This window comes from Streptomyces sp. WP-1 (genome assembly GCF_030450125.1).
Taxonomy (GTDB): Bacteria; Actinomycetota; Actinomycetes; order Streptomycetales; family Streptomycetaceae; genus Streptomyces; species Streptomyces incarnatus.
The window spans coordinates 6,507,624-6,524,868 of record NZ_CP123923.1 but is presented as its reverse complement, the minus strand read 5'-3'; the positions used below and the strand labels follow the sequence as shown (position 1 = coordinate 6,524,868).

Here is a 17,245-nt window from a genome sequence, read left to right as displayed (position 1 = left end):
CAATGGTGCGGACACCCCCCTGTCCCCCGGCCCGCTCGGCTGCCCGGACACGAGGACGCAAGGACGCACCACAGAAAGCGAAACCCCACCATGGACCTCGGCGTGCGCTGGAAACTGCACGGTGACGGCAAGACGCCCGCGCCCGGAGCGGTGGTACGGCCCGACGAACGGCTGTCCTGGCCCCGGACGGTGGGCCTCGGCGCCCAGCACGTGGTCGCGATGTTCGGCGCCTCCTTCGTGGCGCCGGTGCTGATGGGCCTGGACCCCAACCTGGCGATCATGATGTCCGGCGTCGCCACGGTCATCTTCCTGCTCGCCACCCGCGGCCGGGTGCCCAGCTACCTCGGCTGCTCGCTGTCGTTCGTGGGCGTGGCCGCCGTCATCCGCGCGCAGGGCGGCACGAGCGCCACGGTGACCGGCGCGACCCTCGCCGTCGGCGTGGTGCTGTTCCTGGTGGGTCTCGCGGTGCAGAAGTTCGGGGCGCGGATCATCCACGCGGCCATGCCGCCCATCGTGACCGGCGCGGTCGTGATGCTGATCGGCTTCAACCTGGCCCCGGTGACCGCCTCCACCTACTGGCCGCAGGACCAGTGGACGGCGCTGCTGGTGATGCTGTTCACCGGGCTCGCGGTGGTCTGCCTGCGCGGCTTCTGGTCCCGGATCGCGATCTTCCTCGGGCTGATCTTCGGCTACGGCATCTCCTGGGTCTTCGACCGGGTCTTCGGCAGGATCCACTCCGTGGGCGGCGACGGCAGGCTGACCGACCACTGGCGGCTGGACCTCTCGGGCGTGTCCAAGGCCGACTGGATCGGTCTGCCGCACTTCCACGGCCCGTCCTTCCAGTGGTCGGCGATCCTGGTCGCGCTCCCGGTCGTCATCGCGCTGGTCGCGGAGAACGCGGGCCACGTCAAGGCGGTCGGCGAGATGACCGGCGACCCGCTGGACGACAAGCTGGGTACGGCGATCTCGGCCGACGGCGTCGCCTCCGTGCTGTCCACCGCGGTGGGCGGACCGCCGAACACCACGTACTCCGAGAACATCGGCGTGATGGCCGCGACCCGCGTCTACTCCACCGCCGCGTACTGGGCGGCCGCCTGCTTCGCCCTGCTGTTCGGCCTGTGCCCGAAGTTCGGCGCGATCGTGGCCGCCATCCCGGGCGGTGTGCTCGGCGGCATCACGGTCATCCTGTACGGCATGATCGGCCTGCTCGGCGCGCAGATCTGGCTCAACGCCAAGGTGGACCTGCGCAACCCGCTGAACCTGGTGCCGGCCGCCGCGGGCATCATCATCGGCGTGGGCAACGTCAGCATGAAGTTCACCAGCAACTTCTCGCTCAGCGGTATCGCGCTGGGCACCCTGGTCGTCATCACCGGCTACCACGCGCTGCGCGCCTTCGCCCCGGCCCACCTCAAGCAGCAGGCGCCGCTGCTGGACGAGGGCACCTCCAGCTACGACCCGGAGTCCGGGAAGCCCCCGGCCGCGGAGTCGTAAGGAGCCGTTCCCCCGTTCCGGCGACGCACCGGGCCGGTCGGCACCCCGGCCGGGCCCGGGCTGCGACCCTTCCCCCATGTCGCAGTCGTCCCCCGTCATCGGCCCCGCCGGCACCACCGGCCCCGTCGAGGCCGTGGTCTCCCGGATGCGGGCGCTGGCCGCCGTCCTGCCCGAGCGGGACGGCGTCGCCGTCTTCAACCGGGTCTACCTCACCGTCACCGAGGACATCGACCGGCGTCTGGGCGCCGGGGAGTTCCCCGATCCCCGGGCGGCCGCGGCGCTGGACGTGCGCTTCGCCGAGCGCTACCTCACCGCGATCGACGCCGCCGAGGCGGACCTGAGGCCGCCCGCCTGCTGGCGCCCGCTGTTCCAGCTGCGCCGCCACCCCCATGTCCGGCCGCTCCAGTTCGCGCTCGCGGGCGTCAACGCGCACATCGGGCACGACCTGGCCCTCGCCGTGGTGGACGCCTGCCGCACCGTCGGCTGCGAACCCGCCGATCTGGCCGACGAGTTCGACCATGTCGGCGAGATCCTCACGGCCCTGGAGGAACGGGTCCGCGAAGACCTGATGCCGGGTCCCGATCTCCTCCAGCTCGCCGACCCGCTCACCCATCTCCTGGCCGCCTGGAGCCTGGAGCGCGCCCGGGACGCGGCCTGGACGGCGGCGCGGGCCCTGTGGGCGCTGCGGCACAGCCCGGACATCGCCGGGGAGTTCGCCGAACGGCTGGACGCGGCGGTGGGGTTCGCGGGCAGGATGCTGCTGACGCCGCTCGCGTGCTGAGAGCGGCGCGCGCCCGACAACCCCCTGCTCGGCAAGAACCCGATGGTGAAGGAGCGTTGGTATGACGACCCGGCTCGGTCTCGGTCTCCCCCAGATGCGGCAGTTCTCGATCGGCAAGGACGTCCCGGCGGTGGCCCGCGCCGCCGAGGGCATCGGCTACGACAGCCTGTGGGTCTTCGAACGGGCCCTGTTCCCGGAGCCCGCCACCCAGGGGCTGTACGGCATCGACGGCCTGCCCTGGCCCGACGAGTACCGCTCGGTGGCGGAGCCGCTGGTCGCCCTCACCCTGGCCGCCGCGGCCACCGAGCGCGTGGAACTGGGCACCAGTGTGCTGGTGGCGCCGCTGCATCTGCCGTTCCAGCTGGCCAGGGCGCTGGCCACGCTCGACGCGGCGAGCGGCGGCCGGGTACTGGCGGGCCTCGGCACCGGCTGGTCCCTGGACGAGTACGCGGCCGCGGGCGTACGGCCCTTCGAGGAGCGCGGCGCGGTGCTGGACGAGATCATCGACGTGTGCCGCGCGGTGTGGGGCCCGGACCCGGTCGCCCACGACGGCCCCCTGACGACCATCGCCCCGGCCGTCGTCGGGCCCAAGCCCGCGCGCCCGATCCCGATCCTGCTGGCCGCGGGCAACCGGCGGTCCTGGCGGCGCCTGGTCGACAAGGCCGACGGCTGGCTGCCGGTGGCCATGGGCGGCACACGGGTCGCCGACCAGTGGCGGCAGCTGCGCGAACTGGCCGAGGAGCGCGGCCGTACGGAGCCGATCCGCTCGGTGCTGCGGGTGAACGCCGAGCTGCGGCGCGAGACGTACGAGGGCGGCGACCGCCGTCCGTTCCAGGGCAGCGTCGACCAGATCGTGCGGGACCTGGCGGAGTACGCGGAGATCGGCCTGGAGGAGATCCTCCTCGACCTCCAGAGCACCGCGCGGGACGCGGCGGAGCTGACGGACGTCGCCGCCGAGGTGTTCGAGAAGGCGCGGGCCGCCGGGGTCTGACCGGCCGCCCGCGCCTCTGTCCCGGGCCGGTGCCGCCCGGTCAGTCCTCCGGGAGTTCCACGGGCGCGATCTCGTCGTAGACGTCGCCCGGGCCCGGGTTGGTCGCGTCGGTCTCGCCGCCGAAGTGGTGCATGACGCCCCAGACCGCGTTCAGCGCGGTCTGGATGGCGCCCTCGGCCCAGCCCGCCGTCCAGGAGATGTCGTCGCCGGCGAGGAAGATGCCCCGCTTGTCGGCGGGCAGCCGGTCCTGCATGAAGTGCGTGAACAGGCGCCGCTGGTAGCGGTAGTGGCCGGGCAGGTTGGCCTTGAACGCGCCCATGAAGTAGGGCTCGTTCTCCCAGGAGACGGTCACCGGGTTGCCGATGATGTGCTTCCGGATGTCGACCTTCGGGTAGATCTCGCCGAGCGACTTCAGCATGACCTCCATCCGCTCGTTCGCGGACAGCGGCAGCCACTTCAGACTGTCGTCGCACCAGGTGTACGACAGGCAGATCACGGCCGGCTTGTCCGGACCGTCGTCCAGGAGGTAGGTGCCGCGCGTCATGCGGTCGGTGAGGGTCATCGACATGACGTCGCGCCCCGTCGGATTTCCCCTGTCGTCGACGGCCTTGTCCAGCCAGAACGGCCGGTCGACGGGCACGAAGAGCTTGCTGGACTCCATGTAGTGGGTGCGCTCGATGGCGGTCCAGTGGTCGATCGGGAACAGCGAGTCGTCGCAGGCGATCTTGGACAGCAGCATCCAGGACTGGGCGGTGAAGATCGCCGCCTTGTAGGTGCGGATGTCGCCGTTCGCGTCCGTCACGGTGATCTGGTTGCCCGCGGTGCGGTGCAGCCGGGTCACGGCCGGGCGCGGCTCGCCGTTCGGGTGCAGGGAGCCGAGCGAGGTGCCGTGCGGCCAGTGGACGATCTTCGCCGGTTCGCGCTCCCACAGGCGCAGCGGCAGCTGCTGGGAGCCGCCGACGATGCCCCGGTGGTGGTCGTCGGCCTCGGTGTAGACGACGCGCAGGATCTCCAGGATGGAGTTGGGGAAGTCGGTGTCCCAGCCGCCGGTGCCGAAGCCGACCTGGCCGAAGATCTCCCGGTGCCGGAAGGACTTGAAGGCCTCGGAGTCGCACAGGAAGCCGTAGAAGGTCTGGTTGTCGAGCTTCTCGACCAGCTTCGCCCAGATCTCGCGGATGCGCGGCACGTCACGCTCGCGCATCGCGCGGTTCATGTCGGAGAAGTCGGCGCCCTCTTCGAGGCACTTGTTCCAGGCGTCGGCGACGTCCCGGTACACCTGGGGCAGGTCGTCGACGGTGACGGCGTAGTGCGACTCGCCCTTGAGGTCCACGACGGTCGAGGGGGTCGCCTCGGCCAGCGGGTTCGGGAAGGGCCGGGTGGTGAGGCCGACCAGGTCGATGTAGTGCTGGAGGGCGGTGGAGGAGGGCGGGAAGCGCATCGCGCCCAGCTCGCAGTTCAGCTCCTCGTCGCAGCCCTCGAAGCCGACGGTGCGCAGCCGGCCGCCGAGCTGGTCGGCCTCGTAGACGACGGGCTTGAGGCCCATCTTCATCAGCTCGTAGGCGGCGACGACACCGGACAGGCCGCCGCCGATGACGGCGACCTCGGTGCCGTGCTCGGTCGCCGGGATCTGGCCGATGCCCGCCGGGTGGGCGAGGTAGTCGTCGTAGGCGTAGGGGAAGTCCGGGCCGAACATGGTGATCGGCGGCTGCTGCCCGTCGGTGTGCTCGACGGCGTTGGGCACCGTGGACGTCATGGGGTACGGACTCCTTGCGCGGAAGAACTGAGAGAAGAGAAGGGCCGGTCGAGGGAGCGTCGGGTCAGCTCAGGGAGCCGTACAGGTCCGGACGGCGGTCCTTCAGGTAGGGGTTGGCCTCGCGGGAGGCGGCCAGGAAGGCCGGGTCGGCGTCGGCGAACACCAGCTGCTCGGCGCGGCCGGCGCGGGTCCGCGGGACACCGTCGGGTCCGGCGAGGACGGAGAGGCCGACGAACTCGAACTCCCCTTCCTGCCCGACCCGGTTGACGTACGCGACGTAGAGCTGGTTCTCGAAGGCGCGCACCGGGATCATCGACTCGGCGACGAACTGGTACGGGTGCATCTGCGCGGTCGGGACCAGCAGCAGGTCGGTGCCGGCGAGGGCGTGGGCCCGGACGTTCTCCGGGAACTCGACGTCGTAGCAGATCAGCAGGCCGACGGTGAGGCCGTTCAGCTCGGCCTGGACGACCTGGTGCCCGCCCGGGGTGAAGTGGTCGCGCTCGAAGCAGCCGAAGAGGTGGGTCTTGCGGTAGTTCGCGAGCCGGGTGCCGTCGGCGGAGATCAGCTGCGCGGAGTTGTAGACCGTGTCGCCGTCGCGCTCGGGGTAGCCGTAGGCGATCGCGAGGCCGCGGCGGACGGCGATCTCCGCGACCGCGGCGGCCGAGGCGCCGTCGGCGGGCTCGGCGAGGCGGCCGATCCCGTCGCCGATCGCGTAGCCGGTGAGGAACATCTCGGGTGCGGTCAGCAGCGCGGCGCCCGCGGCGGCGGCCCGGCCCGCGGCCTCGTCCAGAACCTGGAGGTTCTCGGCGACGGAGCCGGGGTGGCCGGAGCTCTGGAGCAGGGCGGTGCGCATGCGTCTACCTCACCGGTCACGGAGGGGGTTCGGGGTCAGATAGACGGTACGGTCGGCGCGCTCGGCCGGACAAGGAGCAGCCGTTGCGCGCCGGTGCGCGGTTCGTTGCGTACGAGGGGGGCGGGGCGGCGATTCGTTGCGCGCCCGCGCCGGGAGGCGGCCGGGGGGCGCTGTGCGGGCGCCCCCGTGCGCTTCGGGGCCGGCGTTACTTGCCGGTGCCGACCGGGTCGACGGTGATGCCGGAGCCGCCGTTCTCGGTGACCGGGACGTTGACGCGGGCGTTCAGGGTCGTGGAGTGGGTCTCGTTCGGCGGGGTGACGACGAGCTGGGTGAAGGTCACACCCGAGCCGCCGGAGTTGTTCGGCGGGTAGTGCAGGGTGAAGCGGGTCTCGGCGCCCGGCTGGAGGGTGACGGTGGGGGCGGCGAGCTTGCTGCGGGTGGCGCTGTCCGTGCCGTCCTTGCTCTTCAGGTCCACGCCCGGGAAGCCGTGCAGGGTGCAGTTGGCCGAGCCGGTGTTCTTCATGTTGACGATCAGCTGGCCCTCACCCATGCCGCCCGAGGTGCTGAAGGCCAGGTGGGCGGTGGTGCAGGCGGCGCCGGAGGCACGGCCGGAACCGGTGGGGCCGTGGGTGCCGCCCGACTGGCCGCCGTTCTGGCCGGTGGAGCCGCTGGAGCCGGTGGTGCCGGATCCCGAGGAGGCGGTGGCGCCCGTCGAACCGCCGCTGCCGCCCGATGCCTGGGCGCCCGAGGTGTCCGAGGCGGCGCCGCTCGGCGCGGAGGAGTCGCTGCCGCCGGAGTTGCTGTCGCTGCTCCCGCAGGCGGTGAGCGACAGGCCCGCGGCGACGGCGACGGCGAGCAGCGAGATCTTCTGGACGCGCATGTTTCCCCTTAAGAGGTCCGGCTGACGTGCTGTTCCCTGAGACAACCCGGGTGGATCAAGGGTTCCGGCCGACACGGGTCCCCTACATGGCTGTTACAAACACTAGATCTCGCGCAGCCGGTCGACGATCTCCCGCAGGAGCCCGGGGTCGGCGGTGGGGCCGCCGGCCGGGTCGCGGCGGGGCGCGGCGATGCGGACGAGGCCCGCCTCGGCCAGGTCGCCGAGCAGCACCCGCACCACGGTCAGGGGCAGGTCGGCGTCCGCGGCCAGCTCGGCGACCGGGCGGGGGCCGCGTCGTACCAGGTCCAGCAGGGCGGCGCGCGCGTGGTCGACGCCGGCGCCCGCGGCGTCCGCCGCCTCCAGGGCGGTGACTTGGGACATCAGGTCGACGGCATGCCGGTCCGAGGGCCGGGTGCGGCCCCGGGTCACGGTGTAGGGGCGCACCATCGACCCGGTCTCGTCCTCGTACCAGTGCTCGTCGCTCACGGCGGGATCATGGGGTGGCACGGGCCGCCGCGTCCAGATGACTGCCGAGACGGCGGACCAACAGGGCCATCTCGTGGGCGAGTTGGCCGACGTCGGTGTTGGCCTCGCTGAGTACGGCGAGGCGGCTGCCGTGCCCTGCCGGGGTGATGAACAGGTAGGCCTCGTCCAGCATCACCATGGTCTGGCGCACCCTGCCCGCGGCGAACCGCTGCCCCGCGGAACGGGCGAGGCCGTGGAAGCCGGAGCAGACGGCGGCCAGGTGCTCGATGTCCTGCCGGGGCATGCCCTCGGAGCTGCTCAGCGCGAGGCCGTCGGCGGTGAGCAGCACGGCCTGGCGGACGTGGTCGGTGCGCGCCACGAGGTCGTCCAGCAGCCAGCCGAGGTCCGTGCCGGGTGTTCCGGCGGGCGCGGCGGGCGCGGCGGGCGCGGCGGGCGCGGCGGGCGCGGCGGGCGCGGCGGGCGCGGCGGGCGCGGCGGGCGCGGCGGGCGCGGCGGGCTGGTCACGGGTCTGGTCGTCACCGTGCATCGTCGGTGTCCGTCCCTTCGTCGACGTGGTTGTTCACGGTGTCGCCATCACTGGCCCCGGCCTGCGCGGGCCGCGCGGGCATCCCCTTGCGCCCCTGATCGAGCCCACGCTGGAACGCCCCGAAGATCGCCCTCATCTCCTCGGCATCCACCTCCCGCCGCCCGCCCCGCGCCTGCGGCTCCTCCCGCAACTGCCGCGCGAGCGAGGCTTGCCGGACACGGGTGGGGAGAGCGGGGGCGGCAGGCTCGGACGGCTTCTGCCACCCGGCACCGGCCGGGGACGCACCGGAACTCCCGGCCGGCGCGGACCCGGCCCCCGCCGCATCCCGGCCGGCACCGGACTCGTGCGTTCCCGGACGCCCGGACGGCGTCGGCCGCCCGGCCCCGCCCCCGTCCGTACCGGGCAGCACGGGCGACGGCGGCCCGGACTCCGCAGGATCGTTCCTGCGCCGTGACGGCAACGGCCGTACCCCGCCATGCCCGGCACCGGTCAGCGCGGCGGTCGGCTCGGGTGCCGTCGGTGGGGCCGGCTCCCCGGTCTCCGCCAGGATCGACTCCGGGAGGAGGACCACCGCGGTCGTACCCCCGTACGGGGAGTCCCGGAGGCTGACGTCGATGCCGTGGCGGGCGGCGAGGCGGCCGACGACGTAGAGGCCGAGGCGGTCGTGGCGGGTGGGGTCGAAGGCGTCGGGGTCGGTGAGGGTGCGCTCGGCGTGGGCGCGGGCCTCGGCGTCGAGGCCGAGGCCACGGTCGTCGATCTCCAGCACGAAACCGCCGCCGACCCGCCCGGTGCGCAGCGTCACCTGGGTGTGCGGCGGCGAGAACACCGTGGCGTTCTCCAGGAGTTCGGCGCAGAGATGGACGACGTCGGCGACCGCGTCCGCCGCGATCCCGGTGTCCGGCATCGGCGGCACCACCACCCGCGCGTAGTCCTCGATCTCGCCGACCGCCGAGGAGACCACCCGCGCGATGGGCACGGGCCGGCGCCAACGGCGGCCGGGCGCCGAGCCGGAGAGGATGATCAGGCTCTCCGCGTGCCGCCGCATCCGGGTGGTGAGATGGTCGATGCGGAACAGCTCGCGCAGGATGTCGGGGTCCTCGGTGCGCCGCTCCAGCGTGTCCACCAGCTTCAACTGCCGGTGCACCAGCGCCTGGTTGCGGCGCGCGATGTTGAGCAGCACCGCGAACAGGCCCCGGCGCAGGGTCGCCTGCCGCACCGCGGCCTCGACGGCGGCGAGCCGCGCGGCGTTGAAGGACCGGCCGACCTGCCCGATCTCGTCGTCGCGGTCCCCGGCGGCGGCGAGCGGCGGCGCCTCGGCCACCGCGTCCACCTCCTCACCGGCGCTCAACCTGCGCATCACATCGGGAAGCTGCCGCCCGGCGAGCACATCCGCCGCGTCCCGCAGCGCCTCCAGGCGGCGCGAGATCCGCCGCGCGCCGCGCATCGCGAACCACAGCGACAGCCCCGCGACGGCCAGCCCGGCGGCACCGGCGATCGCGGCCTTGGTCAGCTCCCGGTAGGCGAACGCCCGCCCGCGCGCGGCGGAGTTGTCACCGGCCTCGGTGCACAGATCGCGGTACTGCTCGACGATCCGGTCGGCGGTCGAGCGCCAGCCGTCCGCCGCGACCGCCCGGGACGCCCCGCCCGCCCCGGCCCGCAGCAGCGCGTCCTCGCCCTGGACCAGCGAGCGGTACAGCGCGCCGTCCTGGAACTTCTCGAACAGGGCCCGGGAGTCGGCGGGCAGGTCGGGCACATAGGTCTGCTGGAAGACGCGCCGGTCCTCGATGGTCTGGGTGAGCGCGCCGTACTGGCCCGGGGTCAGCGCGGTGCCCGCCGCCCCCGCCCCGACGACCAGCGCGTCCTCGCGGGAGACGAACTCGCGCACCCGCACCAGCTCGAAGACGGTCCCGGTCTCCCGGGCGAGCTGCCCGGCCTGGAGCGCGGTCAGCGTGGACTGCACATCGAAGGTGGGCTCGATCAGCGCGCTGTACTGCTCGACCGCCCGGTCCCAGCCGATCCTCCGGGTGAGCACCCGCTGCCGCAGCCCGTCCAGCCGGTCGGTGGCCGTGACCATCGCGTCCAGCGACTGCCGCTGGCGCGCCGTGAGCCGGCTCCGGTCGCCGCCGCGGATCGCCTGCCGCATGGCCTCGACCGCCTGGTCGGTGCGGCGCTGCTGGCCGAGCAGCCGGCCCGCCCCCGCGGCGTCCCGGCCGCCCGCGCCCAGATAGGCGGCGGACATCCGGCGCTCGATCTGGATCTGCCCGACGGCGGTGTCCACGGGGGTCCCGAAGTCGTCGTACACCCCCTGGACCCGGATCAGCGCGCGCAGCTCCGCGGTGACGGACACCATGGCGAAGCCCCACAGGGCCGTCAGGGCGACCGCCGGGGCGAGCGCGAGCGCCACGATCCGGGTGCGGACGGTGGTGGGACGGCCGAGGGGCCAGCGCATGGAAGACCTACCGGTATTACCAGTCAGTAGAGAGCCCGCACAACCTACGGGACGGTCACCGCGAACCGCAACGGCGACCGCCGGTAACCCCAGGTCAGCTCACAGGGAACGCAAAGGAGGCGAGGACCGCCGCATGGTCGGAGGGCCATTCGTTTCCGGCCACGTCCGGCCAGGGGCGGGGGTCCCCGGTGACCAGGGTGCGCGCGCCCCGGACGGTCAGGCCCCGGTGCAGCACGTAGTCGATCCGGTCCTGCGGCTCGGCCCGGCCGCTGCCGTCCTCGTGCACCGGGTGGATCGGCGACCAGGTGTGCCCGGGGGCCGCGACGGGGTCGGGGTGGGCCTGGCGGTAGGCGTCGGCGAGCCCCGCCTCCTCGGCGGCCTTCGTCACCGGCCAGGCCACCTCGGGCCGATCCAGGTGCGAGGGGCAGTTGAAGTCGCCGGTCAGGACGACCGGGACGCCCTCCTCGGACGCCTGCTCGATCCGCTCCAGCGCCTCGCGCAGCTGGGTGAGCCGGACCTCCTCGTGGGCGATCAGCCCGGCCGCCGGCAGCCCGTCGAAGGCGGACTCGTAGGGCCCGTACGGCGTGTAGTGCAGATGCGCGGTCCATACGTCGACCGCGCGGCCGGGGGCGATCCGGACGCGGACGCCCGTGGCGCCGTAGAAGCCGACGTCCGGGTCGCCGAAGCGGGCGGTGATCGGGTGGCGGCTGATGACGCCGAGGTTCTCGCCGGCCCGGTGGTGGTGCCAGCCGAGGGCCTCGGCCAGCTCCTGGGCGGCGGTGCCCGCGGTCTCCTGGAGCCCGACGACATCGGCGCCGCTGTCCAGGATCACCTTGACCTGCTTGGCCCGGTGGTCGTCGACCTTCGCGCCGCCGAGCCAGAGGTTCCAGCTCAGGACGGTCAGCGCGGGCGCGGCCATGGCCCTCAGCTCCTCGACGGTGACGTCCGCCAGGCTGCCCCGCACGGTGCGGCCGGGCGCGGCGGCGATCGGGGCGAGGGAGGGTACGGCGAGCACCGCGCACCCGGCGGCCTCGGCGGAGGCCACGCCGGTCGGGGTGTCCTCGACGGCCACGCAGGCGCCCGGCTCGACGCCGAGGGCGCGGCAGGCGGCGAGGTAGGGCTCGGGGTCGGGCTTGGTGCGGACGGTGTCGTCGGCCGTGACGGAGAGCGCGAACCGGTGGCTGCCGAGGGCCTCGATGACGAGGTCGGCGACCGCGCGCGGGGACGCGGTGACCAGCGCGGTCGGCACGCCCTCGGCGGCGAGCGCGTCGAGCAGGGCGAGGGCGCCGGGGCGGGGCACGATCCCGGTGCGGACCCGGTCGGCGAACTCGCGGTGGAGCCCGGCGGCGAGGTCGTGGGCGGCCCGCCCGGTGGCGCGGGCGAGCCAGTGGGCGGTGTGCTCCACCGGGCGGCCGAGGACGTCCGGCTGGTCGGCCTCGGTCAGCGGCCGTCCGGCGACCGCCTCGACCGCCTCCCACCACAGGTGCTCGGTGTCCACGAGCGTGCCGTCCATGTCGAACAGGACGGCCTGGAGCGGGAGTCGGGGGTTGTGGGGGGTGGTCACGTGGGTGTCTGTCCTCAGTTCTCGGTGCGGGCGGCCACGAGCACGGGGCGCTCCGGCAGCGACGCGGTGACGGCGGCTGTGGCGCCCAGGCCCGCGGCCTCGTGCGCGGGCAGGTCGGCCTTGGCCTCGGTGCCGTCGGCGAGCCGTACGGTGAGCCGGACGACGGCGCCGAGGAAGGCGGTGGCGACGACCCGGGCGCCGCCCTGCTCGTCGGCCCGTACCCGCAGGTTCTCGGGCCGTACCAGCACGTCCACCGTGCCGTCCGCGGCCTCGCCGTCGGCGGGCAGCCGCTGTCCGAGCACCTCGACGGTGCCGTCCTTCAGCTCGCCGGGGATCCGGCTCATGGTGCCGACGAACTCGGCGACGAAGGCGGTGGCGGGGCGGCCGTACAACTCGGCGGGTTCGGCGCACTGTTCGAGCCGTCCGGAGCGCATCACGGCGACCCGGTCGGCGACGGACAGGGCCTCCTCCTGGTCATGGGTGACGAACAGGGTGGTGATGCCGAGTTCCTGCTGGAGCCGGCGGATCTCCTCGCGCAGGCTCAGCCGGACCTTGGCGTCCAGCGCGGACAGCGGCTCGTCGAGCAGCAGGACGCGGGGGCGCAGGGCGAGGGCGCGGGCGAGCGCGATGCGCTGCTGCTGGCCGCCGGAGAGCTGGTGGGGGAAGCGCTCCCCCTTGTCGCCGAGGCCGACCAGCTCCAGCAACTCGGCCGCCCTGGAGCGCCGTTCGGCCGCGCGCACGCCCCGCATGCGCAGCCCGAAGGCCACGTTGTCGACGGCGTTCAGATGCGGGAAGAGGCTGTACGACTGGAAGACCATCCCGGCGTCGCGGCGGTGGGCCGGCACCTGGGTGATGTCCCGGCCATCGACCAGTACCGCGCCGGAGTCGGGGTGTTCGAACCCGGCGAGCATGCGCAGGGCGGTGGTCTTGCCGCAGCCGGAGGGGCCGAGCAGGGCCAGGAACTCGCCGGGGCGGACGGTGAGGTCGAGTCCGTCGAGGGCGACGGTGGCACCGAACTCGCGGCGCAGAGAGCGGAATTCGACGGTCGCGGCCTGCTCGGTGGCGGGCTTCTCACGTGTGGTGGCGGTCATGGTGTGTGGTCATCCCCGGGAAGGAGCGGTTCGGTTGCGTCCGCCGCCGACGCCGGCGAGCGCGAGGAGCAGGGCCCAGGTGACGAGCAGGCTGAGCACGGACACGGCGACGGACATCTGGGCCTGGTCGCTGCCGACGTTGTAGATCCATACGGCGAAGGGCTGGTAGCCGAGCAGCTGGGCGACGGTGAACTCGCCGAGGACCAGTGCCAGGGTGAGGAAGGCCGCGTTCAGCAGTGCCCCGCGCAGGTTGGGCAGTACGGCCCGGACCAGCGCCTGCGGCCAGGAGGCGCCGCAGCTGCGGGCGGCCTCCACCAGGGTGCGCACGTCGATGGCGCGCAGGCCCGCGTCCAGCGCCCGGTACACGAAGGGCAGCGCCATCACGACGTAGGCGAGGACGAGTACGACGGGGAAGCCGGGGTTCTGGATCGCCACGAAGGTCTGGAACAGCGGGGTCCTGGACAGATGGTCCGGTCCCCATTTGAGCACGGTGACGATGCCCGCGACGAACGCGATCGGCGGCACCACCAGCGGCAGCGAGCAGACCACCTCCACCACCGGGCGCAGCCGGGGCGCGCCGAGCCTGAGGGCGACCACGGCGGGCACCATCAGCAGCAGCACGACGACGATGGTGGCCACGGCCAGCTCCAGCGACAGCAGCAGGCTGGAGACGAAGCCGCCGGTGGAGAGGATCCTGGTGTAGGCGTCGAAGCTGATGCCGTCGGGGTCGTCCACCGTGAAGACCACGGAGGCGGCGAGCGGGACCAGGAAGTACAGGGCGGCGAGGCCGAGGACGGCCCACCGCCAGGGGGTCAGGCGTCGAGCCATCGGGCGCTCCGGCGTTGCAGGGGCAGGTACACGGCCATCACCACGCCGGCCACCAGGACCATGTCGAGGCTGAGGGCGAGGGCGACGTTCTCCTGCCCGACCAGGACGTTGCCGGACAGGGCGTCGGCGATCTGGAGGGTGACCAGCGGGACCGCGCTGCCGACCATCGCGGCGGCGGTGGCGTAGGCGGCGAAGGCGCTGCCGAACAGCAGCACGAATCCGCCGAGCAGGGAGGGCGCGAGCACGGGCAGGGCCACGTGCCGCCAGTACTGCACGCCGGTGGCGCCGTTGTTCAGCGCGGCCTCCCGCCACTGGGCGCGCAGGCCGTCGAGGGCGGGGGTGATGGTGAGGACCATCAGCGGGATGAGGAAGTACAGGTAGACGAGGACCAGGCCCCAGAAGCTGTACAGGTCCCAGCCGCTGTCCTTGAGGCCGAGGTGCAGGGTGAGCACGCCCGCGTTGCCGAGGGTGGCCACGAAGGCGAAGGCCAGCGGGACGCCGCCGAAGTTGGCGAGCACCCCGGAGGCGGTCAGCACGGCCTCGCGCAGGGCGCGGGAGCGGGAGCCGGCGACGGCCTGGGCGAGCGGCAGTCCGAACAGGGCGCCGAGCACCGCGGAGATCGCGGACAGCTTGACGCTGCCGAGCAGGGCGGTGAGGTACGCCCCGTGCAGCGAGGCCGTCATGTTGGCGCCGGTGTAGGAGGTGGCGCCGGTGGTGGCGTCCTTCGCGGTGAAGGCGCCGTCGAGGATCGCGAGGGCGGGCAGGCCGAAGGCGACGGCGGTGAAGACCAGCAGCGGGAGCACGGCCAGCCAGCCCGGGGCGCGGCGCCGTCGCTTCGCCGAAGCGACGGGCGCCACGTCCGTGCGCGTCAGAGCGGTGGTCATCCGGAGACGGCCTTACCCCAGCTCTGCGCGATGACCGTCTTGGCCTTGCTCTGCTCGGCCTCGGTCGGGAAGGACGCCGATCCGGTGACCTTGGGCAGCTTGGCGGCGGCCGTCTTGTCGAGGGTGCCGGCCGATTCCATGGAGGTCATCAGGGCCGGGCGGGCGTAGCCCTTGAGCCACAGGTTCTGGCCCTCGGTGCTGTACAGGAACTCCTGCCACAGGCGGGCGGCCGCGGGGTGCGGGGCGTCCTTGGTGACGGCCTGGGAGTAGTACTGGGCGTACTGGCCGTCACTCGGTACGACGACCTTCCAGTCGAGGCCCTTGGACCTGAACTCGTCGGCGTAACCGGCGTTCAGGTAGTCCCAGTCGATGGAGATCGGGGTCTCGCCCTTCTCCACGGTGGCCGGGGTGGACTCGACCGGCGTGTAGTTGCCGTTCTTCTTCAGCTTGGCGAAGAAGTCCAGGCCGGGCTGGATGCTGTCGAAGGAGCCGCCGTTCGCGAGCGCCGCCGCGTAGACGCCGCCGAAGGCCGAACCGGACTTGGTGGGGTTGCCGTTGAGCGCGACCTGGCCCTTGTACTGGGGCTTGAGCAGGTCCTTGAAGGTGGTCGGGCACTCCTTGACGCGCCCCGCGTCGCAGCCGATGGAGATGTAGCCGCCGTAGTCGTTGTACCAGCGCGCCTGCGGGTCCTTCTGGCCGGCCGGGATGTCGCCGAAGGACGACACCTTGTAGGGGGCGAGCAGGCCCTGCTGGGCGGCGCTGAGCGCGAAGGAGCTGCCGAGGTCGAGGACGTCGGGGGCGCGGTCCTGGCCCTTGCGGGAGGTGACGGCGTTGATCTCGTCCTGGCTGGAGCCGTCGGGGCTCTCGTCCTGGATCTTGATGCCGTACTTCTTCTGGAAGGCGTCGATGATCGCGCCGTAGTTCGCCCAGTCGCGGGGCACCGCGATGATGTGCAGCGAGCCCTCCTTCTTGGCCGCCTCGACGAGGGCGTCCATGCCGCCGAAGTCGGCCGCGGAGGTGGCGGTGGCGGCGCTCTTGCCGTCCTTGGTGGTGGTCGACGCGTTGTCGGGGGCGGCGCCGCAGGCGCTCAGCGCGAGCGCGGCGACGACGGCGAGGGAGCCGCCGAGCACGGCGTTTCTCGGCAGGGACAACTTCACGGTCTCTCCAGGGGAAGCACGGGAGTGAGGTGCTACGAGGGTTTGTAGACCCGCTCGACAAACTTGTCTGAACAAGTCGGCCTCAGTACGCCCGTCCTCGGTGACCGGTCCGTAAACACGGAGGGAACATCAGCAGCTGTTTCCCTGCACAGTTGCGGCCCGCCCGGCACACCGTGCAACGTCGATTAGGCTGGTCACGCTGTGCACAGCCGCCTACGCAGAGGGGAAGCATGACGGCGCGACACGAGGAGATCGCCGACGAGCTGCGCCGCGCGATCGACCGCGAGCAGTACACGGTCGGCAGCCGGCTGCCCTCGGAGTCGGAGCTGGCCGCCCACTACGGCGTCTCGCGCGGCACGGTCCGCCAGGCCGTCGCCGCGCTCACCGCGGAGGGGCTGATCGGCTCCCGCCAGGGCGCCCGCCGCGTGGTCCTCGCGAGCCGCCGCAGCCAGAGCTTCGAGGAACTGCGCAGCTTCGCCCAGTGGGCCCGCGCGATGGGCCGCGAGGCGACCGGCCGGGTGGTCGAGCAGTCCTACCGCCCGGCCACCCACGAGGACGCCGTCCGCCTCCAGCTCCCGCTGCGCACCCCGGTGCTGCACGTCCTGCGGCTGCGCGGCCTGGACGGCGACCCGGTCCTGCTGGAACGCACGGTCTACGCCGACTGGATCTCCCCCGCCGTCGAGTCCATCGAGCCCGGCTGCCCCTCCGTCACCCAGCGCCTGTACGACGACACCGGACTGGTCTTCGCCTACGGCGAGCACATCATCGACGCGGTCGCCAGCGGCGCGCGCGACGCCGAACTGCTCCATGTCCGCCGCACGAGCCCGCTGCTGCGGGTGCGGCGCGTGACGACGACGCGGGAGGGGCGGCCGGTGGAGTGGTCGGACGACCGCTACCGCCCGGACGCGGTGACGTTCCGCGTGCACAACTCGATCGGGAACAACGCGCTGTCGCGGAAGGCGGCGGATTAGAGCGCCCCGAGGAAGCGCGGGAACCGCGCGAGGAGCCACGACGGAGCCGCGGCCGGGGACACGACGACCGGAGCCGGGTGCTATCCCGGCGCCCCCGAGGAGAACCTCCGCAACAGGGGCGACAGCACCAGCACGGACTTCGTCCGCTCCACGAACGGCTCCCCCGCGATCCGCTCCAGGACCCGTTCGAAGTGCCGCATGTCGGAGGCGAAGACCTGCGCGATCGCGTCCGCCTCCCCGGTGACCGTCGACGCCGCCACGACCTCCTGGTACCGCTCCAGGCCCCGCAGGATCGTCTCCGGCGAGGTGTTCCGCCGGCAGTAGATCTCGATGTAGCCCTCGGTCTCCCAGCCGAGCGCCGCGGGATCCACCCGCACGGTGAATCCGGTGATCGCGCCGGTGGCCCGCAACCGGTCCACCCGCCGTTTCACCGCGGGCGCGGACAGTCCGACCAGTTGCCCGATGTCCGCGTAGGAGCGGCGGGCGTCCTCGGCGAGGGCGTGCACGATGCGTTCGTCGAGATCGTTCAGCACAGCAGGT

The 17,245-nt window shown here is 73.0% G+C and carries 16 protein-coding genes; 4 read left to right on the top strand and 12 right to left on the bottom strand.

Annotation, left to right across the window (positions count from 1 at the left end; translation table 11 throughout):
* Nucleotides 1-90 precede the first annotated feature (90 nt).
* From QHG49_RS28980 to QHG49_RS28970, 3 genes are all read left to right on the top strand, one after another.
* Nucleotides 91-1,491, top strand: a complete 1,401-nt coding sequence (locus QHG49_RS28980) for a uracil-xanthine permease family protein (protein WP_159699563.1) — start codon at nt 91-93, stop codon at nt 1,489-1,491.
* A 76-nt stretch (nt 1,492-1,567) separates the two neighbouring features.
* Complete coding sequence (locus tag QHG49_RS28975; RefSeq protein ID WP_159699566.1) at nt 1,568-2,272, top strand: DUF5995 family protein; 705 nt, start codon at nt 1,568-1,570, stop codon at nt 2,270-2,272.
* 61 nt (nt 2,273-2,333) lie between these two features.
* Nucleotides 2,334-3,263, top strand: a complete 930-nt coding sequence (locus tag QHG49_RS28970; RefSeq protein WP_159699569.1) for a TIGR03619 family F420-dependent LLM class oxidoreductase — start codon at nt 2,334-2,336, stop codon at nt 3,261-3,263.
* 40 nt (nt 3,264-3,303) lie between these two features.
* Here the strand turns inward: QHG49_RS28970 and QHG49_RS28965 are convergent, their stop codons facing one another.
* The 11 genes from QHG49_RS28965 to QHG49_RS28915 all read right to left on the bottom strand — a co-directional run bounded on the left by QHG49_RS28965 (nt 3,304) and on the right by QHG49_RS28915 (nt 15,734).
* Nucleotides 3,304-5,016, bottom strand: coding sequence for an NAD(P)/FAD-dependent oxidoreductase (locus tag QHG49_RS28965; RefSeq protein WP_145490217.1), 1,713 nt, complete (start codon nt 5,014-5,016; stop codon nt 3,304-3,306).
* Between the two features lie 64 nt (nt 5,017-5,080).
* Nucleotides 5,081-5,869, bottom strand: a complete 789-nt coding sequence (locus QHG49_RS28960; protein WP_301491792.1) for a carbon-nitrogen hydrolase family protein — start codon at nt 5,867-5,869, stop codon at nt 5,081-5,083.
* A gap of 205 nt (nt 5,870-6,074) precedes the next feature.
* Nucleotides 6,075-6,749 carry a DUF4232 domain-containing protein gene (locus QHG49_RS28955; protein WP_145490222.1) on the bottom strand — a complete coding sequence of 225 codons (675 nt, stop codon included), beginning with the start codon at nt 6,747-6,749 and terminating at the stop codon, nt 6,075-6,077.
* A gap of 102 nt (nt 6,750-6,851) precedes the next feature.
* Complete coding sequence (locus QHG49_RS28950; protein WP_301491789.1) at nt 6,852-7,235, bottom strand: DUF742 domain-containing protein; 384 nt, start codon at nt 7,233-7,235, stop codon at nt 6,852-6,854.
* A 7-nt stretch (nt 7,236-7,242) separates the two neighbouring features.
* Nucleotides 7,243-7,761: a roadblock/LC7 domain-containing protein gene (locus tag QHG49_RS28945; RefSeq protein ID WP_370530517.1), complete on the bottom strand. Its 519-nt coding sequence runs from the start codon at nt 7,759-7,761 to the stop codon at nt 7,243-7,245.
* Nucleotides 7,751-10,210 (bottom strand): ATP-binding protein, encoded by a 2,460-nt coding sequence (locus tag QHG49_RS28940; protein ID WP_301491788.1) that lies wholly within the window; start codon nt 10,208-10,210, stop codon nt 7,751-7,753. The genes QHG49_RS28945 and QHG49_RS28940 overlap by 11 nt, the downstream gene beginning before the upstream one ends.
* Before the next feature lie 94 nt (nt 10,211-10,304).
* A complete protein-coding gene (locus QHG49_RS28935; protein ID WP_268982619.1) occupies nt 10,305-11,774 on the bottom strand; it encodes an HAD-IA family hydrolase in 1,470 nt (489 codons plus the stop codon).
* A gap of 14 nt (nt 11,775-11,788) precedes the next feature.
* Nucleotides 11,789-12,865: an ABC transporter ATP-binding protein gene (locus tag QHG49_RS28930; RefSeq protein ID WP_301491787.1), complete on the bottom strand. Its 1,077-nt coding sequence runs from the start codon at nt 12,863-12,865 to the stop codon at nt 11,789-11,791.
* A gap of 9 nt (nt 12,866-12,874) precedes the next feature.
* On the bottom strand, nt 12,875-13,693 hold the full coding sequence (locus QHG49_RS28925; RefSeq protein ID WP_301491786.1) for an ABC transporter permease: 819 nt from the start codon (nt 13,691-13,693) through the stop codon (nt 12,875-12,877).
* On the bottom strand, nt 13,678-14,577 hold the full coding sequence (locus tag QHG49_RS28920; RefSeq protein WP_145490237.1) for an ABC transporter permease subunit: 900 nt from the start codon (nt 14,575-14,577) through the stop codon (nt 13,678-13,680). Before QHG49_RS28920 ends, QHG49_RS28925 begins: the two co-directional genes overlap by 16 nt.
* On the bottom strand, nt 14,574-15,734 hold the full coding sequence (locus tag QHG49_RS28915) for an ABC transporter substrate-binding protein (protein ID WP_301491784.1): 1,161 nt from the start codon (nt 15,732-15,734) through the stop codon (nt 14,574-14,576). Before QHG49_RS28915 ends, QHG49_RS28920 begins: the two co-directional genes overlap by 4 nt.
* A 230-nt stretch (nt 15,735-15,964) precedes the next feature.
* Here QHG49_RS28915 and QHG49_RS28910 point away from each other — a divergent pair, with 230 nt between their 5' ends.
* Nucleotides 15,965-16,705, top strand: a complete 741-nt coding sequence (locus QHG49_RS28910; RefSeq protein WP_301491782.1) for a GntR family transcriptional regulator — start codon at nt 15,965-15,967, stop codon at nt 16,703-16,705.
* Between the two features lie 80 nt (nt 16,706-16,785).
* On the opposite strand, the gene QHG49_RS28905 is transcribed toward QHG49_RS28910, so the two are convergent.
* Complete coding sequence (locus QHG49_RS28905) at nt 16,786-17,238, bottom strand: Lrp/AsnC family transcriptional regulator (RefSeq protein ID WP_037650980.1); 453 nt, start codon at nt 17,236-17,238, stop codon at nt 16,786-16,788.
* Between the last annotated feature and the right edge of the window lie 7 nt (nt 17,239-17,245).

What these genes read in the sequence shown, in the direction of transcription:
- QHG49_RS28980 (WP_159699563.1), top strand. Translation starts at nt 91, where the DNA reads ATGGACCTCGGCGTGCGCTGGAAACTGCACGGTGACGGCAAGACGCCC.
- QHG49_RS28975 (WP_159699566.1), top strand. Translation starts at nt 1,568, where the DNA reads ATGTCGCAGTCGTCCCCCGTCATCGGCCCCGCCGGCACCACCGGCCCC.
- QHG49_RS28970 (WP_159699569.1), top strand. Translation starts at nt 2,334, where the DNA reads ATGACGACCCGGCTCGGTCTCGGTCTCCCCCAGATGCGGCAGTTCTCG.
- QHG49_RS28965 (WP_145490217.1), bottom strand. Translation starts at nt 5,016, where the DNA reads ATGACGTCCACGGTGCCCAACGCCGTCGAGCACACCGACGGGCAGCAG.
- QHG49_RS28960 (WP_301491792.1), bottom strand. Translation starts at nt 5,869, where the DNA reads ATGCGCACCGCCCTGCTCCAGAGCTCCGGCCACCCCGGCTCCGTCGCC.
- QHG49_RS28955 (WP_145490222.1), bottom strand. Translation starts at nt 6,749, where the DNA reads ATGCGCGTCCAGAAGATCTCGCTGCTCGCCGTCGCCGTCGCCGCGGGC.
- QHG49_RS28945 (WP_370530517.1), bottom strand. Translation starts at nt 7,761, where the DNA reads ATGCACGGTGACGACCAGACCCGTGACCAGCCCGCCGCGCCCGCCGCG.
- QHG49_RS28940 (WP_301491788.1), bottom strand. Translation starts at nt 10,210, where the DNA reads ATGCGCTGGCCCCTCGGCCGTCCCACCACCGTCCGCACCCGGATCGTG.
- QHG49_RS28930 (WP_301491787.1), bottom strand. Translation starts at nt 12,865, where the DNA reads ATGACCGCCACCACACGTGAGAAGCCCGCCACCGAGCAGGCCGCGACC.
- QHG49_RS28925 (WP_301491786.1), bottom strand. Translation starts at nt 13,693, where the DNA reads ATGGCTCGACGCCTGACCCCCTGGCGGTGGGCCGTCCTCGGCCTCGCC.
- QHG49_RS28920 (WP_145490237.1), bottom strand. Translation starts at nt 14,577, where the DNA reads ATGACCACCGCTCTGACGCGCACGGACGTGGCGCCCGTCGCTTCGGCG.
- QHG49_RS28910 (WP_301491782.1), top strand. Translation starts at nt 15,965, where the DNA reads ATGACGGCGCGACACGAGGAGATCGCCGACGAGCTGCGCCGCGCGATC.